At 40.0% G+C, this 16,734-nt stretch carries 12 protein-coding genes, 3 tRNA genes and 1 rRNA gene; 11 read left to right on the forward strand and 5 right to left on the reverse strand.

From position 1 onward, the window contains the following. Positions 1 to 262 precede the first annotated feature (262 nt). The 6 genes from urtD (at position 263) to ACE1CI_RS21970 (ending at position 8,081) form a co-directional block, all read left to right on the forward strand. On the forward strand, positions 263 to 1,069 hold the full coding sequence (gene urtD, locus ACE1CI_RS21945) for an urea ABC transporter ATP-binding protein UrtD (RefSeq protein ID WP_413265258.1): 807 nt from the start codon (positions 263 to 265) through the stop codon (positions 1,067 to 1,069). A gap of 39 nt (positions 1,070 to 1,108) precedes the next feature. Beyond that, positions 1,109 to 1,864 carry an urea ABC transporter ATP-binding subunit UrtE gene (gene urtE, locus ACE1CI_RS21950; RefSeq protein WP_413265259.1) on the forward strand — a complete coding sequence of 252 codons (756 nt, stop codon included), beginning with the start codon at positions 1,109 to 1,111 and terminating at the stop codon, positions 1,862 to 1,864. 204 nt (positions 1,865 to 2,068) lie between these two features. Further along, on the forward strand, positions 2,069 to 4,285 hold the full coding sequence (locus ACE1CI_RS21955) for an ATP-binding protein (protein WP_413265260.1): 2,217 nt from the start codon (positions 2,069 to 2,071) through the stop codon (positions 4,283 to 4,285). Positions 4,286 to 4,305: 20 nt separating this feature from the next. Then, positions 4,306 to 5,226 (forward strand): SPL family radical SAM protein, encoded by a 921-nt coding sequence (locus tag ACE1CI_RS21960; protein ID WP_459564079.1) that lies wholly within the window; start codon positions 4,306 to 4,308, stop codon positions 5,224 to 5,226. Next, positions 5,219 to 6,535 (forward strand): class I SAM-dependent methyltransferase, encoded by a 1,317-nt coding sequence (locus ACE1CI_RS21965; protein ID WP_413265262.1) that lies wholly within the window; start codon positions 5,219 to 5,221, stop codon positions 6,533 to 6,535. The genes ACE1CI_RS21960 and ACE1CI_RS21965 overlap by 8 nt, the downstream gene beginning before the upstream one ends. A gap of 148 nt (positions 6,536 to 6,683) precedes the next feature. Continuing rightward, positions 6,684 to 8,081, forward strand: a complete 1,398-nt coding sequence (locus ACE1CI_RS21970; protein WP_413265263.1) for a type IV pilus twitching motility protein PilT — start codon at positions 6,684 to 6,686, stop codon at positions 8,079 to 8,081. A 37-nt stretch (positions 8,082 to 8,118) separates the two neighbouring features. Here the strand turns inward: ACE1CI_RS21970 and ACE1CI_RS21975 are convergent, their stop codons facing one another. After that, positions 8,119 to 9,009 carry a carbohydrate ABC transporter permease gene (locus ACE1CI_RS21975; RefSeq protein ID WP_413265264.1) on the reverse strand — a complete coding sequence of 297 codons (891 nt, stop codon included), beginning with the start codon at positions 9,007 to 9,009 and terminating at the stop codon, positions 8,119 to 8,121. Positions 9,010 to 9,027: 18 nt separating this feature from the next. Here ACE1CI_RS21975 and purN point away from each other — a divergent pair, with 18 nt between their 5' ends. Further along, positions 9,028 to 9,690 (forward strand): phosphoribosylglycinamide formyltransferase, encoded by a 663-nt coding sequence (gene purN, locus ACE1CI_RS21980; RefSeq protein ID WP_413265265.1) that lies wholly within the window; start codon positions 9,028 to 9,030, stop codon positions 9,688 to 9,690. Between the two features lie 114 nt (positions 9,691 to 9,804). Then, positions 9,805 to 10,443 carry a histidine phosphatase family protein gene (locus ACE1CI_RS21985; RefSeq protein ID WP_413265266.1) on the forward strand — a complete coding sequence of 213 codons (639 nt, stop codon included), beginning with the start codon at positions 9,805 to 9,807 and terminating at the stop codon, positions 10,441 to 10,443. Between the two features lie 107 nt (positions 10,444 to 10,550). Here ACE1CI_RS21985 and ACE1CI_RS21990 read toward each other — a convergent pair. The 4 genes from ACE1CI_RS21990 to glyQ all read right to left on the reverse strand — a co-directional run bounded on the left by ACE1CI_RS21990 (position 10,551) and on the right by glyQ (position 14,444). Beyond that, a tRNA-Ser gene (locus ACE1CI_RS21990) sits at positions 10,551 to 10,637 on the reverse strand. 39 nt (positions 10,638 to 10,676) lie between these two features. Next, on the reverse strand, positions 10,677 to 12,968 hold the full coding sequence (locus ACE1CI_RS21995; protein ID WP_413265267.1) for a ComEC/Rec2 family competence protein: 2,292 nt from the start codon (positions 12,966 to 12,968) through the stop codon (positions 10,677 to 10,679). Between the two features lie 15 nt (positions 12,969 to 12,983). Next, positions 12,984 to 13,463, reverse strand: a complete 480-nt coding sequence (locus ACE1CI_RS22000) for a DUF4079 domain-containing protein (RefSeq protein ID WP_413265268.1) — start codon at positions 13,461 to 13,463, stop codon at positions 12,984 to 12,986. A gap of 75 nt (positions 13,464 to 13,538) precedes the next feature. Then, on the reverse strand, positions 13,539 to 14,444 hold the full coding sequence (gene glyQ / locus ACE1CI_RS22005) for a glycine--tRNA ligase subunit alpha (protein WP_413265269.1): 906 nt from the start codon (positions 14,442 to 14,444) through the stop codon (positions 13,539 to 13,541). 301 nt (positions 14,445 to 14,745) lie between these two features. Here glyQ and ACE1CI_RS22010 point away from each other — a divergent pair. The 3 genes from ACE1CI_RS22010 (at position 14,746) to ACE1CI_RS22020 (ending at position 16,517) form a co-directional block, all read left to right on the forward strand. Beyond that, a 16S ribosomal RNA gene (locus ACE1CI_RS22010) occupies positions 14,746 to 16,234 on the forward strand. A gap of 116 nt (positions 16,235 to 16,350) precedes the next feature. Then, positions 16,351 to 16,424, forward strand: a tRNA-Ile gene (locus tag ACE1CI_RS22015). Between the two features lie 17 nt (positions 16,425 to 16,441). Then, positions 16,442 to 16,517: transfer RNA gene (locus ACE1CI_RS22020), tRNA-Ala, on the forward strand. The last annotated feature ends 217 nt before the right edge of the window (positions 16,518 to 16,734 follow it).

The raw sequence follows: 16,734 nt of genomic DNA on the forward strand, positions 1-16,734 counted from the left end.
AGGCAACAGAGATGACAGGCAACAGAGATGACAGGCAACAGAGATGACAGGCAACAGAGATGACAGGCAACAGAGATGACAGGCAACAGAGATGACAGGCAACAGAGATGACAGGCAACAGAGATGACAGGCAACAGAGATGACAGGCAACAGAGATGACAGGCAACAGAGATGACAGGCAACAGAGATGACAGGCAAGATGCCTATCCTACAAATATGGGAAAAATTTCTACAAATGACCAATGATTGATGAATAATTACCATGAACGCGAAAATCTTAGAAATTGACAATGTTACTGTAAGCTTTGGTGGCTTTAAGGCGCTGAAAGACTTGAAGTTTAACTTAAACCAGGGGGAATTAAGAGTAGTAATTGGCCCAAATGGTGCGGGAAAAACTACTTTTTTGGATGTGATTAGTGGAAAGACGAAACCAACAGAAGGACAGGTATATTTTAAAGGTAAAAATATTCGGAGTTTTGCCGAACATGAAATTGCTCGTTTGGGAATAGGGCGCAAATTTCAAACACCTCGCGTTTATCTCAACCTGACACCTAGAGAAAATTTAGAACTTGCTTGTAACCGCAATAAAAATGTTTTCGCTACTTTAGTGCGACGAAATTCAAGTGATGAATACCGCACTGTTACGGGTTTATTAGAAACTATTGGTTTGAGTAGCAAAGCAAATATTTCTGCGGGTTTACTTTCTCATGGAGAAAAGCAAAGGTTGGAAATTGGAATGTTGGTGGCGCAGTCGCCAGATTTATTGTTGGTAGATGAACCAGCAGCAGGGTTGACTGATGAAGAGACCTATAATGTGGGTGAATTACTGTTGGCTTTGGCAGAAAGTCATTCGATTATTGTGATTGAACATGATATGGAGTTTGTGCGGCAAATTGCTAATAATAAGGTAACGGTTTTGCATCAAGGTACGGTGTTATGTGAAGGGAATATTGAAGAGGTGCAAAATGATTCGCGAGTGATTGAAGTTTATTTGGGTAAACAAGAAGAGGAAATGCCAGAAGAGAAAGAAGAAGAAGTCGAAGAAGTTTCATTTAGTGTTGATGATTGATTAGCTATAATTTGAAAAATTTGATTTGAGTTAGCAAAAATGGTATCAATAAATAACGCGATCGCACCCCAACCAATCTCCCCTACAGAAATCTTACTGCAAGTTTCTGGCATAAATGTTTATTACGGAGAAAGTCACATTCTCAGGAATGTAGATATCAACATTCCTAGTGGACAGATGGTTTGTCTAATTGGGCGTAATGGAGTTGGGAAAACTACTTTATTAAAAACCATTATGGGGTTACTTAAACCTCGTACTGGGACTATAAGTTTTGCTGGGGAATCTATTACTAATAAAACTCCCGATCGCAGAGCAAAAATGGGAATTGGATATGTTCCTCAAGGTCGGGAAATTATTCCTCGCTTAACAGTGGAAGAAAATTTATTACTAGGGTTTGAAGCATTACCAAAAGGGAGAAAAGGTAACGAAAAAATTAGGGAAGAAATTTTTGAATTGTTCCCAGTTTTAAAGACAATGCTGTGGCGGATGGGTGGAGATTTAAGCGGCGGACAACAACAACAATTAGCGATCGCCAGAGCATTAATGGCAAATCCTCGCCTGTTAGTATTAGATGAACCTACCGAGGGAATTCAACCTTCGATTATTTTGGAAATTGAAGCCGCTGTGCGCCGCATTGTGCAAACTACAGGGATTTCGGTACTCTTAGTTGAGCAACACTTACACTTTGTCCGCCAAGCCGATCGCTACTACGCTATGCAAAAAGGTGGTATTGTCGCTTCTGGTGTCACTAGCGAACTCAGCCAAGATGTAATTCAAAAGTTTTTGGCAGTATAATTGTAAAATAAGTAAATTATATCAAAATTCGCATCAATATTTTATAAATAATTATTATTTACAAGGATGTTTTATACATAATAAAAAATAATAATTACTGTGAACTTTTGATGAATTTTTTTCATAAATTGTTTTATTAAAGTAATAATTGAGTTTATAGATCCTGATAACGGTCTTGCCAGCAAGCTTTGCTTGGCTGGTATTATGTTATTAAATTGCAGTCTTTGCCTATCTACCAAGCAAATGTACTTACATATTCCCGGAAAAGTGGCGGAAACTCATATAGTGAAATATAGGCAGATTAAGATAAAAATAATTAGAATTTTGCAAAGGCTCCAAACTAAAATTTTGTTTTTTACCTTTGGAGCATCTCTATTACCAATTTTATTTTTACTTGGTGCAGCTTGGCAATTTGTATATCAGCCTTTAATTGATTTAGAAAAAACACGACTTGACGATCAAGTTTTAGCTTTTCGGGGATACACAGCTGCTACTGCTCAAGGATTACAAGATGTGGCTAAAGGTTTTGCTTATTGGACAGATTTATATGACGCTATTCCTCAGCAAAACATTCCTTGGATTAAAGCCGAAGTTAGTGAATCATTGGCAATATCTGCGGGTGTCGATATTGTCCAAGTAGTAAATAGTAAAGGCGAAATTTTAGAGCAAAAAGGAGAAGCTTTGCGATCGCCTATCCTGCAAGAAAAAATTGCCGCTATGACGGTTCAAGGAAAATTAGTCCAAGAATTAGTCATCATCGCAGATCGGCAGTTAATAATTTTAGTAGTATCTCCCGTTTTCCGTACAGATGGTTCGGGAAATTCTCAAGGAAGTTTAATAATTGGTAAAACTTTAGACAAAGCTTGGTTAGAAAAGTTTTTAACTTTCTCTCAACCTACTACTAAATTAAAAATTATTTCTTTAAATGGTCAATCAATCATTTCTATTGAGAAAAATGATAATAATTGGGAAAATCAATATTTCTCACTTCCAGAACTTTTACCTGTCATTAAAAACCGAGAATCTCTATATCAGATCGATCGCCACATCGGACAAAATACTATTTATGCTCCCTTAAAATCTAGAGATAATTTGGTTGCGATCGTCAAAATCCAAATCAATTCTCAATATTTTCAACAAGCATACCTAGCCCTTGCCCGCATAGTTTTTATAGGGTTAATCTTATCAATTATACTTTCTATAACCGTAGCCAACTTATTAGCAAAACAGATTGGAGTACCAATTAATCAATTAGCGAAACGGAGCAAAACCTTAGCCGCAGGTGATTTAAATACCCCTATTCCAGGTGTGGGTGCTGGTGGCGAACTAGGACAGTTAGCCAGCGCTTATCAAGAAATGGCAGAATCTATCAAATCACTCGTTAATAATCTAGAAAAAAGAGTAGAAGAACGCACTTTAGAATTAGACATTGCACGTCAAACTTTAGAAGAAAGAGTTGAACGGCGAACCCAAGAAATTTGGCGAAAAAATCAAGAATTACAAACAGCTTCCGAACAATTAAAACTACTAAACTCAGAATTAACAATTAAAGCCGATCAGTTAACTGATGCTTTAAGTAACCTGAAAAAAGCTCAAGCTCAACTAATTCAAACTGAAAAAATGTCTAGCTTGGGACAATTAGTAGCTGGAGTTGCCCATGAAATTAATAACCCAATTAACTTTATTCATGCCAACCTTAGTTATGTCAGCACTTATAGTCAAGATTTGCTGAATATCGTCAAACTTTATCAGCAACGTTATGACGATCCAGACATTGAAAAATATATTCAAGAGATAGAGCTTGATTTTATCATGATTGACTTGCCTAAAATCATTTCTTCAATGCAGTCAGGGTCCGATCGCATTAGTCAAATCGTCCTAGCTTTACGGAATTTCTCTCGCTTAGATGAAGCCGAAATGAAATTAGTTAACCTGCATGAAGGAATTAATAGCACTTTGCTAATTTTACAAAATCGCTTCCACTTAGGCGAACCATATCCAGACATTCAAATAATTAAGCAGTATGGTTATTTGCCATTAATAGAGTGTTATCCCAGACAAATGAATCAAGTATTTATGAATATTATTACCAATGCTATTGATGCTATTAAAGAAGGGATTGAAAAGCAATTAAAAGATAAATCAACAAATTTTATACCTAGTATTATTGTGCAAACTCAAAAAATAGATGCTGAATGGGCAAAAATTAGATTTTGGAACAATGGCCCAGTAATTCCTCCCAATGTTATAAGTAGAATATTTGACCCCTTTTTTACGACCAAACCTGTAGGCAAAGGTACTGGGTTAGGACTTTCTGCTTGCTATCAAATTATTGACAAACATGGAGGGACAATAGATGTTAATTCTGACCCTGAACAGGGTACAGAATTTGTAATTTTCTTGCCAATAAAAAGTAATTAAAAAAAATGGTAAATTTAAAAATATTTAAAACACAATACGAAGGATACTGTAAAGGTAAATATAGTATCGCTGTACGAGAGAAGTTTGGCAATGTCAATGTTTATGCTAAAAATGCACAATCACTCCTGAACAAAGCCACAGGGTTTATTGATTACTATGATTTCACACTTAATCCTTATCGAGGTTGCCAATACGGTTGTAGTTATTGCTATGCTGCTGCATTTAGTCCTAATTCACAAATGCGAAAGAATTGGGGAAACTGGGTAATTATTAAACAAAATTCGGCGGAAATTCTAGAAAAAGAACTAAGTAATTGGTATGAGAAAAACCCTCAAAGACCTCCCATAATTTACATGAGTACAGTCACCGATCCTTATCAACCAATTGAATCGAAAGAAAAACTAACTCGTTGCTTGTTAGAAATATTAGTTAAATATCAACCAACTTTAGTAATTCAAACTCGCAGTCCCATGATTACTAGGGATATTGATATTTTGCAAAACTTTCAAAAATTACGAATTAATCTGAGCATTCCCACTGGCAGCGAACAAGTTAGGAAAGATTTTGAACCGCGATCGCCAAGTATCCCTGCTAGACTAAAAGCTATTGGTAAACTCAAACATAATATTCCTTATCGAAAAAATCACGAAATCAGATTTTCAGTTACTATTACTCCTTTACTCCCAACTTTTCCCGAAGAGCAAATAAAGTTTATTAAAAAATTAGAAATTGTAGACCGCATAGTAATTCAAGAATTTCACGCCACTAGTAAACGTTCTCTCGTCGCCGGAACTAGGGAAGAAGCTTTAGCTATTAAACAAAAGTATTCCTGGTGGTATGATGATGAAAAAACTAGTTATTTAAAATTCAAGGAAAAACTAAACTCTCTCCTGTGTGGAGTAGAAATTAAAGAAGGTAAAGAAGGATTTGGTTATGATTAATTTAATGGTTAATTTGTGGCGTTCTGTTAAGTTCTGTCTAGCTTTATATAAGGGAAACACTAACCAAGCAGAAAAAATTTTACGCCAAATAGAGAAATCAGGCGTAAAGTTAACTGGGATAGAGAAATTATTTCGTGATAAGCTACAGACCGAGAATAATTTTCGTACTTATCGACAACAAAGCGCTGCACAATACCGACAATTAAGCGAATTTCGCCAAAAGCTGGAAGATTTAGAAATAAATTCCTCTCAATTTTCCACTAGTTTATTAAGTTCTATACCAGAATTTATAGAATCTTTGTCTAAAGATTTTAAGTTAATTGAGCATGATGCAAATATGCTTCAATGTACGGGAATAGATCGGAGTATTTTTGATGAATTTGAAGCAAAATTAGCTGATTTTATTAAAGATGAGTTTAACCGATTGAGCGAGAAAAAGAATTTTTCTTTATTGCTTGAAGACGCAATTGAAGACATTAATTTGCTGAAAACTGGACAAGATCCTCAATATAAATTTGAACTGAGTCCCCATGTTTATTTAATGAGGTATTTTTTAGATAATGTTTATTGTGCTTATCTAGCTTGGTTTCTCATTTACAAAGTAGGCTTATTACCTACTAAAATTAATATCCTTGATATAGCTGCTGGTTCTGGTACAATTGCTTATGGATTAGCTTTATTATTACAGAGTATTAGCAGCTACTTACCTTTAGATCCTCTACATATTTGCTACTATTCTTTGGAGCAGCAAAAGCATTTTCAGTATCGCGGATTGCAGTTTTGGCGATCGTACATAGAACAACAAAAAACAGCTACAAATGCTTATTTTCGTTTTGACACTTCTAACATTTTTGATTATAATTCAGAAGCGGGAAAAATTCCGCCAAAATTTTTCGATTTTATAGTGATTTGTCACTGTTTCTTTTACGATCCAGAAACTAGAAGCAAATCCCAAAGTATTTATCAACAAATATTTACCAATAATCTGAAAAAAGATGGTTATGTCCTGTTAATAATTCAGGATAAAAAATTATTTAAGGCTTATAGCGTTTTAACAAGTGAAGCTCCTAAACAAGAAGAAATTGTAGTTAAAAAATTTGTCGCAGATTTAGGATTAAATCTAGTTTGGTATAAGTATTTAAGTTCCACTGATAGCAGACAACCAATTGCTAATTTCGGACAATTTGCTAGAGAAAATTTAGCTTGCCAGAAATTTATGAGTCCGTTGTTGCGTCACTACTTTAAATTCAATTTTGACTCTAACTACACACTAGATGACTATGTAATCTTAGCCCAATGTGCCAACTAAGATTACAGTACAAGATATCATGTTACTTGACTATCTACTTTCACGCATAAACCTGATATGTTAAACTTGCAATCTCATCAGTATAAAACAAAGGGTATCTACACCGATCGCCAACAACAACCAAAAACTAGCACATCAAATATCTTCTATGTTCAAAATTGTTAAAGCCCCCTCCCTACCAGTTCCACCATTACAACGCTTTTCTGTAATAGGAACAGCTGATGCTATCCATGCTGGTAAACCTTTAATCTTAGTTATAAACAATCAATTTAAAGTCACAACTCCAGCTATTAGTAGTGAAGGAACTTGGCGTTTTGATTTAGCATTGCACCAACCGGGGAAACACCAATTAGCAATTTTATTAGACAACGACCGCCTAGAATTATCAGTTCAAATAGGCCCAACAGGAACAGCCGAAACTGAAATAGCAAATCAGCCAATTTCTCAGCCAATTTCTCAGCCAATTTCTCATTCTCAGCCAAATAAGGTTTCTTTAGAAAAATTGGTGCGACAAGCCTACGAAAAAGGCTTTTCTGACATTCATTTATGTGTAGGTAAAGCCCCACGTTTTCGCAATCGCGGACAAATGGAAGCCAGTAATTATCCCGTAACTGATGAAGCTACATTTATGAATTGGCTGAATGAAATCCTGACAGAATCAGAAATTAAACAATTTCAAGAAACCTTAGATTTTGATGGTGCTGCAAGTTATGGTTTTGCGCGAGTGCGAATAAATATTTTTAAAACCCTCAAAGGTTCGGCAATGGTGTTGCGGTTAATTCCCTTAAAAATTCCCAGTATTGAAGAATTAGGTTTACCAGAAGTATTCCAAACTATTTGCCATTACCACAAAGGATTAGTATTAGTTACTGGCCCTACTGGGTCGGGTAAATCTACAACTTTAGCAGCTATGGTAGATTATATTAATCGTACCATGCAGAGACATATTATTACCATTGAAGACCCGATCGAATTTGTTCACGAAGATCGCAAATCTGTAATTAGTCAGCGAGAAGTAGGCATTCACACAGCCGAATTCGATCGAGCATTAAAAGCAGCATTAAGAGAAGATCCCGACGTAATTTTAATTGGGGAAATGCGCGATCGAGCCACCGTCAACACCGCACTCAAAGCCGCACAAACCGGACATTTAGTATTCGGTACATTACACACCAACAGCGCCACTAAAACCATTGAAAGAATTTTAAACCTTTATGAACCAGACGAACAAGAGCCAATGCTCAGTCAACTTTCCGAATCCTTAGCCGCAATAATTGCTCAAGCTTTATTGCGAACTACTGACGGTAAACGCGCCCCCATTCAGGAAATTTTAATTAACACCGATACCGTCAAAGATTACATTAAACGCGGAGAAGTAGAAGAAACAGAATCAATTATGAGAAAAGGAAATTACGATGGAATGTGTACCATGTTGCAATCAATTCATAACCTTTATTTAGAAGGTCGAATTACCGAAGAAACAGCAATGGAAGCCTCAGATAAACCCAACGAAATGAGAATTTTACTCAGTGGCGGAGAAATTTAAACAGGGAACAGGAGTAGGGGCGATTCATGAATCGCCCCTACCCCTGTTCCTCGCCCCAAACTCGTAATTGCAGATACACCAAAACTAGAGTTACTGCTAACAAAACTGTAGCCGCAGCTGCCGCATAACCAAAATCAAATTGAGCAAAAGCTTGGTCGTAAATATAGTAAACTAACAAGTTAGTAGAATTTAAAGGTCCACCACCTGTAATCACATAAACTTGTTCAAAACTTCTCAAAGTAAAAATTGCCGTAGTCACAGTAGCAAAGACTAAACTAGGTTTTAAACCAGGTAAAGTAATATGCCAAAACTGCTGCCATTCATTAGCACCATCTAACTGGGCAGCTTCATAAAGATTGAGAGGAATAGCTTGTAATCCTGCCAAAAATACTACTAAATTAAAACCCAATTGCTTCCAAATACTTAAGAGAATTAGTACAGGCATTGCCCAAGTAGTGCTGCCTAACCAAGGAATTGGACTAACACCAAAATAATTTAATAAACTATTAACAGGCCCATCAGGTTGAAATAACCAACGGAATCCTAACCCAGCTGCTACTAAACTAGTAATAGAAGGAATAAAATAAGCTGTGCGTAATATTCCTCTTAACGCCAGCGATCGATTCAACAACACCGCCAAACCTAAAGGAATAATTAAGCTGGGAATCACAGTAGCTAAAGTAAAGTAAATAGTATTACCAATGACTTGCCAAAAGTCAGAAGTGAGAATCAGGCGCAAGTAGTTTCTCGCGCCTACCCAACGCACACCAGCCGCAGTAAAATTCCCAGCAGTAAAACTAAGATAAAACAGATAGATGATCGGCCATAAAATGAAAACACCAAGTAATATAAGTGCTGGAGTTAAAAAAATCCATGCAGCGATCGCATCATCGTCTAACCAGGATTTACCATATATTTTTAGCCGCAAAATTGCCTCCCATTTGCTATGACTCTCAACAACGCATCAGCTGATTCTACCCCTAGCTTAATTTCACCCTCGATTCCGAGCAACCTTTTTATTCAAGGTGAACCCCTAAAATTAGGTATCATGGCTTCTGGGAGTGGCACAAATTTTGAAGCTATTGCTCAAGCGATCGCAGACAAACAGCTAAACGCCCAAGTCCAAGTCGTCATTTATAATAATCCCGAAGCCAAAGTAGTTGCTAGGGCACAACGTTGGGGAGTTCCCGCCGTCCTGATCAATCATCGTAACTTTAAAAGTCGCGAAGACTGCGACGCACAAATAGTCGAAACACTGGGCCTGCATCAAGTAGAATGGGTAGTCATGGTAGGTTGGATGCGCGTCGTCACACCAACACTTTTAGATGCTTTCGCCAAACGAGTCATTAACATTCATCCCAGCTTGTTACCCAGCTTTAAAGGTGTACATGGCGTTGAACAAGCCTTAGCCGCTGGCGTACAAATTACAGGTTGCACAGTTCACATCGCCGTACCAGAAGTCGATAGTGGCCCAATTTTAATTCAAGCCGCCGTTCCCGTGTTCCCCGATGATACCCCAGAAACTTTGCACTCTCGAATTCAAGTACAGGAACACAAAATTATTGTAGCTGGAATCGCTTTAGCAGCTGCTCAATCTGCTGATTGGTAATGCTAAATTACTTTCTCGTTGTGCGATCGCGCCTCCTGGTAAAAAGCTGAACATAAAAGCCTTTTTCCCTACTGTCTTCTTAAAGTGTTCTTCCACTTAAAAGAGCTTTGCCCAATGACTTTGACATTATATTTTCTCCGACATGGGGAAACACCTTATACCAAGACGGGAGCTTACTGCGGGAGTCTCGATCCCGAACTCACTTCCGAAGGAAAGCAAATGGCTGAAGCTTTTGCCGCAGCTTATCAAAATTTACCTTGGGCAGGAATTTATGTCAGTCCCAGGAAACGAACGATCGCAACGGCTCAACCCCTATGTGCAGCCATCGGTGCCGAAATGCAATTGAGAGAAGGGCTCAAAGAGATGGATTTTGGCAAATGGGAAGGAAACACACCAGATTGGGTGAGAGAGCATCATCTTGATGATTACATTAATTGGATGACCGAACCTTCTTGGAATCCTCCCACCGACGGCGAAACCGCAGTAGAAGTAGTGAGCCGAGCAATATCAGTCATCGCAGAAATTGAAGCGCAATTTTCTACTGGCAATGTTTTGATTGTCGCTCATAAAACCACGATTCGGATTCTTCTTTGTAATCTATTAGGAATTGATTTAGGACGTTATCGCGATCGCATGGAAGTACGAGTAGGTTCAGTGAGTGTAGTGAAGTTTAGTACTTATGGGCCATTACTCCAAAGATTAGGCGATCGCTCTCACCTCAATCAAGCGTTGCAGTCTCGTGCGGAAACTTAATGAATATCATGTCCCTTCGATCGGCCATAATATCCTTAATCCAAAACCCTGTAGTAGAGACGTTATATATAACGTCTCTATCACCTCTCTACATTATGGGTAATCAACGGAGAGGGTGGGATTTGAACCCACGATGACGTTGCCGCCATAGCGAATTTCGAGTCCGCCGCATTCAACCACTCTGCCACCTCTCCACAGGTAAGCATAAATTATTATATCATTCTTCCTTAATTTTAGAGCAGAGCACTATAACCTTCCGTCAATTCCAAAGTTGTTTCAAACGTCCCACTGGGTTTCCATTGAACTGCGCCATCTTTACCAGTAATGTATAACTTAATTTTTGCTTGATTAACATTAGCTTCAGTTTCTAAATCAACCGTATCCGCAGAAACAATCACTACTTTTGGTTGTACTACCTTTAACAATTCTGCTGTAATTCGTTCTCCGGGTGTCCACAATACATCAACTTTGGGAAACTTTTCTGCGAGCAATAATTGTTTTTGTTCCTCTGCTTTCATTGCTCCAATGAATAACCAATTTTCTCCATCAATCAAAAGTTGTAACATAGGAGCTTCAGCATTAATCAATCGGGCTGAAGTAGTGGCAAAAGTCATAATTTGACCCAGGATTAAAGGTTGATAATTTCCCTGACGTACTTGCAAAATATGCTGAATTTCTTTTTGTCCCGGAGAACCATTTTCCGTAAATGAATTACTGTAGAAGTTAGCAATGGGTAAATGTCCGAGAATAGTTAACCAACCACTTTTATCATTTAAAGAATCAGTAGCGATCGCCCAATCAATTTGATTCACTCCTTGATGTTGTAAAAAAGGAATAATATCGTATCTAGCTGTACTCCCATCGCCACTATTAATTAAAGTTACCTTTCCTTTATCTTGAATTACTAAAACAGGTTGTTTATCAGCTTCTAAAATAGTTGCTTGAAACAAAGCCGTTTGCGTTTGCCAAACAGGAATCACTATCACAGTTACCGCCAACAAACTAGCGAACCACCAATAATTTCGCCACCATCTAAACAAACAAACTAAGGCAATTAAAATATACAAAACCAATAGTTGATATTGAGAAATTGCCCCTACCGCAACCGAATTTCCCGGCAAATCATAAAAGAATTCTACTAAAGAAATCAACAAATGAGTAGGGTAATAAAGGAACCAAGCAAGTGAACCACCTGCGCTCGGCCAAAGCACCCCTAAAATTGCACTAATAAAACCACCAATACTAAGAATAGTTACAAATGGCGTTGTAATTATATTAATCGCAATACTATAAGGAGAAATAATTTTAAAAACATACAATTGTAAAGGCAAAGTCCAAATAGAAGCAGCAATGGGAATAGCAATAGCCGCCGCTAAAACTGGCGGCATCCAATCCAATCTTTTAACAATTGCTGGTACTGTTACCAACAATCCCAAAGTTGCCAAAAAACTTAATTGAAAACTTAAATCCCAAATCCAAGTAGGATTTAACAAAAGTAGAAAAGTTGCCGCAAGTAACAAAGAACCTATAGGATTAATTTTCCTTTGCAGCAACGGAGCAATTAAAGCCGCAACTCCCATTACTACTGCTCTTAATATAGGTGGTTGTGGCCCAGTCAAAGCCAAAAAAATTCCTAAAGCGATTACTCCGGCGATAAATTGCGATCGTACAGATAAGCCTTTAGTCAACAACAAAACCACATATAAAATTAACGATACCTGAAAACCTGAAGCCGCCAAAGTATGAGCCAAACCAATTCGAGTAAACTGATCCTTAAGCTCCACAGGCAGATAGAAATTAACTGACTGACTACCCAAAACCATCGCACTCACCAAAGGCCCTTCAGGAACCCCTAAACCGCGAGTATGAGCACGAATAATTCTTTGTCTAATTGCCCACCAACCAACTTTCGGCCCTGTTTCTTCAGTCAAAAACTCAACTTTTCGACCTGCTAAACCTGCAAAAGCACCTTCTTGAGCTAAATAAGTGCGAAAATCAAAACCACCAGGATTACTAACTAACTTAGGTCTATACAACCTACCCATAACCGCAATTCTTTGGTTAGGATGTAACCCAGTTGCTTGCAGTAAAGGTACAGTTACATACAATTTTCCCGAAACTTCTTTACCCAAATCTATTGGGCTATCTTTACCAATTACCTCATTGAGTTGACTTGCTTGAAACCAAAATTGTGCCTTTCTCGTGCGAGTCAGGCGAGGCATACTTTCCACCGTACCCCTAACTGTAACCAACTGTTCGATAGCACCAGTTTCCCGGCTAATATCATTAGTTGCAGGTCGCGGAACCCTCGCCTGAAAATATAAAGCTGCTACTAATCCCACAACTCCAGCTACCAACCAAATCCAACGTTTCGGCCCTTTGCGCCACAATCTAGGCACAACTAGCGTTGCTATAATTCCCAAAATTAGTACAGTAAATCCTCCCCAAGGAAAAGGAAATACTGTAGATAGCAAGCCAACGATATAGGCTAAACAAAGAATAAAAGCAATAGTGGCTGAATTCATGGAAAAAGTTTAGTTTTAGATGGACAAACCCAGTTTTAATCCCAACACTGCATGAAGAAATAACAAACACAGTGCTGCACTTCCTAGATAAGCATGAATTGTGCGAAGTGCGGATTTGTTACCCCCAAACTTACTGGCAGAAATAGCACCATTAATGCCCAGCAAAATTAACACAATTGAACCAGTCCAAAAATGAGGGCTTTCCAGAATTGGCTTATGTTGCATTACCAAAGACAACAGTCCTCCAGTATAGCCCAGCGCCAAGAATAAAAACATCCAAGGTGCTAGTTTACGATGGTCAGAGCGGCTTTTCAGAGCAGTTTCTTGATCTGCAACTACTCGTCCGCGCCATCCTGCTAACCCGACGAAGCTACCCATAACAAAGATAACGATCGCCATCATCGCTGGATGTCCCCAATGCTCGATCGGTTCAGGAATACCCAAAGCTCTAAACTGTGCTGCGATCGGTTCTAAAAGCTCATTCAGATTAGCCATACTTTCCAACTATCCCATCAATAACCAACAGTGAGCAGCTTTCCCCAAAATTTTCCAGCTTGCTTCACCAAATAATTAAGATACCAGTTCCACAGGTGCTTGCAGAGATGTTTGTGACTTCAACAATGGAAAACCTAGTTTTTCTCTTTGTTGCACATAAAGCTGTGCCACTTGTCTTGCCATATTCCGAATTCTGCCAATGTAGCGAGTTCTTTCAGTGACAGAAATCACACCTCTAGCATCCAGCAAATTGAAAGTATGAGAACACTTTAGAACATAGTCCAAGCTAGGCAGAACCAATCCTCTAGCAATTAACTGTTCTGCTTCCTGTTCATACAAACCAAACAAAGTAAACAGCAACTCTGGATTAGAAGCTTCAAAGTTATAAGTACACTGTTCTATTTCCCCTTGCAGATGCACATCTCCATAAGTAATCTCATCTGTCCATTGAATTTCGGTGATTGCCGACTTTTGCTGGAGATACATCGCTAACCGTTCTAATCCATAAGTAATTTCGATCGAAACTGGACGACAATCAATTCCCCCACACTGCTGAAAGTAAGTAAACTGGGTAATTTCCATCCCATCCAACCAAACTTCCCACCCAGTCCCCCAAGCACCTACTGCCGCATCCTCCCAATTATCCTCCACAAACCGCACATCATGATCTTCCGGGCGAATCCCCAAAGCTCTCAAAGAATCAAGATAAATTTCCTGAATATTATCTGGCGATGGCTTAATTAGAACTTGATACTGATAATAATATTGAAACCGATTTGGATTTTCCCCATAACGTCCATCACCCGGACGACGACAAGGTTCTACATAAGCAATAGACCAAGGTTCTGGCCCTAGTGCCCTGAGAAAAGTATGAGGATTCTTTGTCCCAGCACCCTTTTCGATGTCGTAGGGTTGAGCGATTAGACAATTGCGATCGCTCCAGAACCGATTCAGAGTAGCAATAATTGATTGAAAATTCACAACTTGTCCTTACTTGAGTACTTCAACTGTTTCTCCCACTCAACCATTTTGCCCTAAAACTGCCGCCAGATGCGACTTTGAGGACTTCCCAAAAAAAGTTTAGAAAAAGTGTTGACAAACCCTTTAGGGATTGATACATTAGTAAAGCGGTCGAGAGGAAGCCCAGCGCAAGTGAAGCACTCAAGACGCGCCCGAACCTAGAAAAAAGTATAGTTTGAAAGCCAAAAAAAGCCAAGCTCGTCAAAGAAATTAATAAAGAGTTTCTAGCGTAGCTGGAAACGAATTGAGTCAATCAAATAATCAAATGGAGAGTTTGATCCTGGCTCAGGATGAACGCTGGCGGTCTGCTTAACACATGCAAGTCGAACGGGCTCTTCGGAGCTAGTGGCGGACGGGTGAGTAACGCGTGAGAATCTAGCTTCAGGATGGGGACAACAGAGGGAAACCGCTGCTAATACCCGATGTGCCGAAAGGTGAAAGATTTATTGCCTGAAGATGAGCTCGCGTCCGATTAGCTAGTTGGTAGGGTAAGAGCCTACCAAGGCGACGATCGGTAGCTGGTCTGAGAGGATGACCAGCCACACTGGGACTGAGACACGGCCCAGACTCCTACGGGAGGCAGCAGTGGGGAATTTTCCGCAATGGGCGAAAGCCTGACGGAGCAAGACCGCGTGAGGGAGGAAGGCTCTTGGGTTGTAAACCTCTTTTCTCAAGGAAGAAGATCTGACGGTACTTGAGGAATCAGCATCGGCTAACTCCGTGCCAGCAGCCGCGGTAATACGGAGGATGCAAGCGTTATCCGGAATTATTGGGCGTAAAGCGTCCGTAGGTGGCTCTTCAAGTCTGCCGTTAAAACCAGTGGCTTAACCACTGAGGGGCGGTGGAAACTGAAGAGCTAGAGTGTGGTAGGGGTAGAGGGAATTCCCAGTGTAGCGGTGAAATGCGTAGAGATTGGGAAGAACACCGGTGGCGAAAGCGCTCTGCTGGACCACAACTGACACTCACAGGACGAAAGCTAGGGGAGCGAAAGGGATTAGATACCCCTGTAGTCCTAGCCGTAAACGATGGATACTAGGTGTTGTGAGTATCGACCCTCACAGTGCCGTAGCCAACGCGTTAAGTATCCCGCCTGGGGAGTACGCACGCAAGTGTGAAACTCAAAGGAATTGACGGGGGCCCGCACAAGCGGTGGAGTATGTGGTTTAATTCGATGCAACGCGAAGAACCTTACCAGGACTTGACATGTCGCGAATCCTCTTGAAAGGGAGGAGTGCCTTCGGGAGCGCGAACACAGGTGGTGCATGGCTGTCGTCAGCTCGTGTCGTGAGATGTTGGGTTAAGTCCCGCAACGAGCGCAACCCTCGTCTTTAGTTGCCAGCATTCAGTTGGGCACTCTGAAGAGACTGCCGGTGACAAACCGGAGGAAGGTGGGGATGACGTCAAGTCAGCATGCCCCTTACGTCCTGGGCTACACACGTACTACAATGCTACGGACAAAGGGCAGCTAAACAGCGATGTTAAGCTAATCCCATAAACCGTGGCTCAGTTCAGATTGTAGGCTGCAACTCGCCTACATGAAGGCGGAATCGCTAGTAATCCCAGGTCAGCATACTGGGGTGAATTCGTTCCCGGGCCTTGTACACACCGCCCGTCACACCATGGGAGTTGGCCACGCCCGAAGTCGTTATCCTAACCTGCAAAGGAAGGAGATGCCGAAGGTGGGGCTGATGACTGGGGTGAAGTCGTAACAAGGTAGCCGTACCGGAAGGTGTGGCTGGATCACCTCCTTTTTAGGGAGACCTAACCTAACTGATGACCGAAAACTTGTAAATAAGTCACAGTACAGGTCCAACCCAGGTCGAACGAGAATGGTCAGGCTTTCAAACTATGTTCAGGTTGGGTGAATGGGCTATTAGCTCAGGTGGTTAGAGCGCACCCCTGATAAGGGTGAGGTCCCTGGTTCAAGTCCAGGATGGCCCACCTAAAAACAGCATTGTGGGGGTATAGCTCAGTTGGTAGAGCGCTGTCCTTGCACGGCAGATGTCAGCGGTTCGAGTCCGCTTACCTCCACCAAAAAAAGTACTGAACCGAAACCAAAAAAGTCAGTCAAAAAGCTTGTCAACTCAAGGCGAGAATGATAGACTAGATCAAGTGAGTATGCGATGAAGTTAGCACCTCTTAGGGTGAAAAACCAGAGAGAATGCTGGCGACATCAGCCAGTGAGAACCTAGAAAACTGCATAGTAAAAGAGAAAGTAAAGAAACAAATAGCAGGTAGATAATTACCAATA

The organism is Floridaenema flaviceps BLCC-F50 (genome assembly GCF_041929275.2).
GTDB classification, from domain to species: Bacteria; Cyanobacteriota; Cyanobacteriia; order Cyanobacteriales; family Aerosakkonemataceae; genus Floridanema; species Floridanema flaviceps.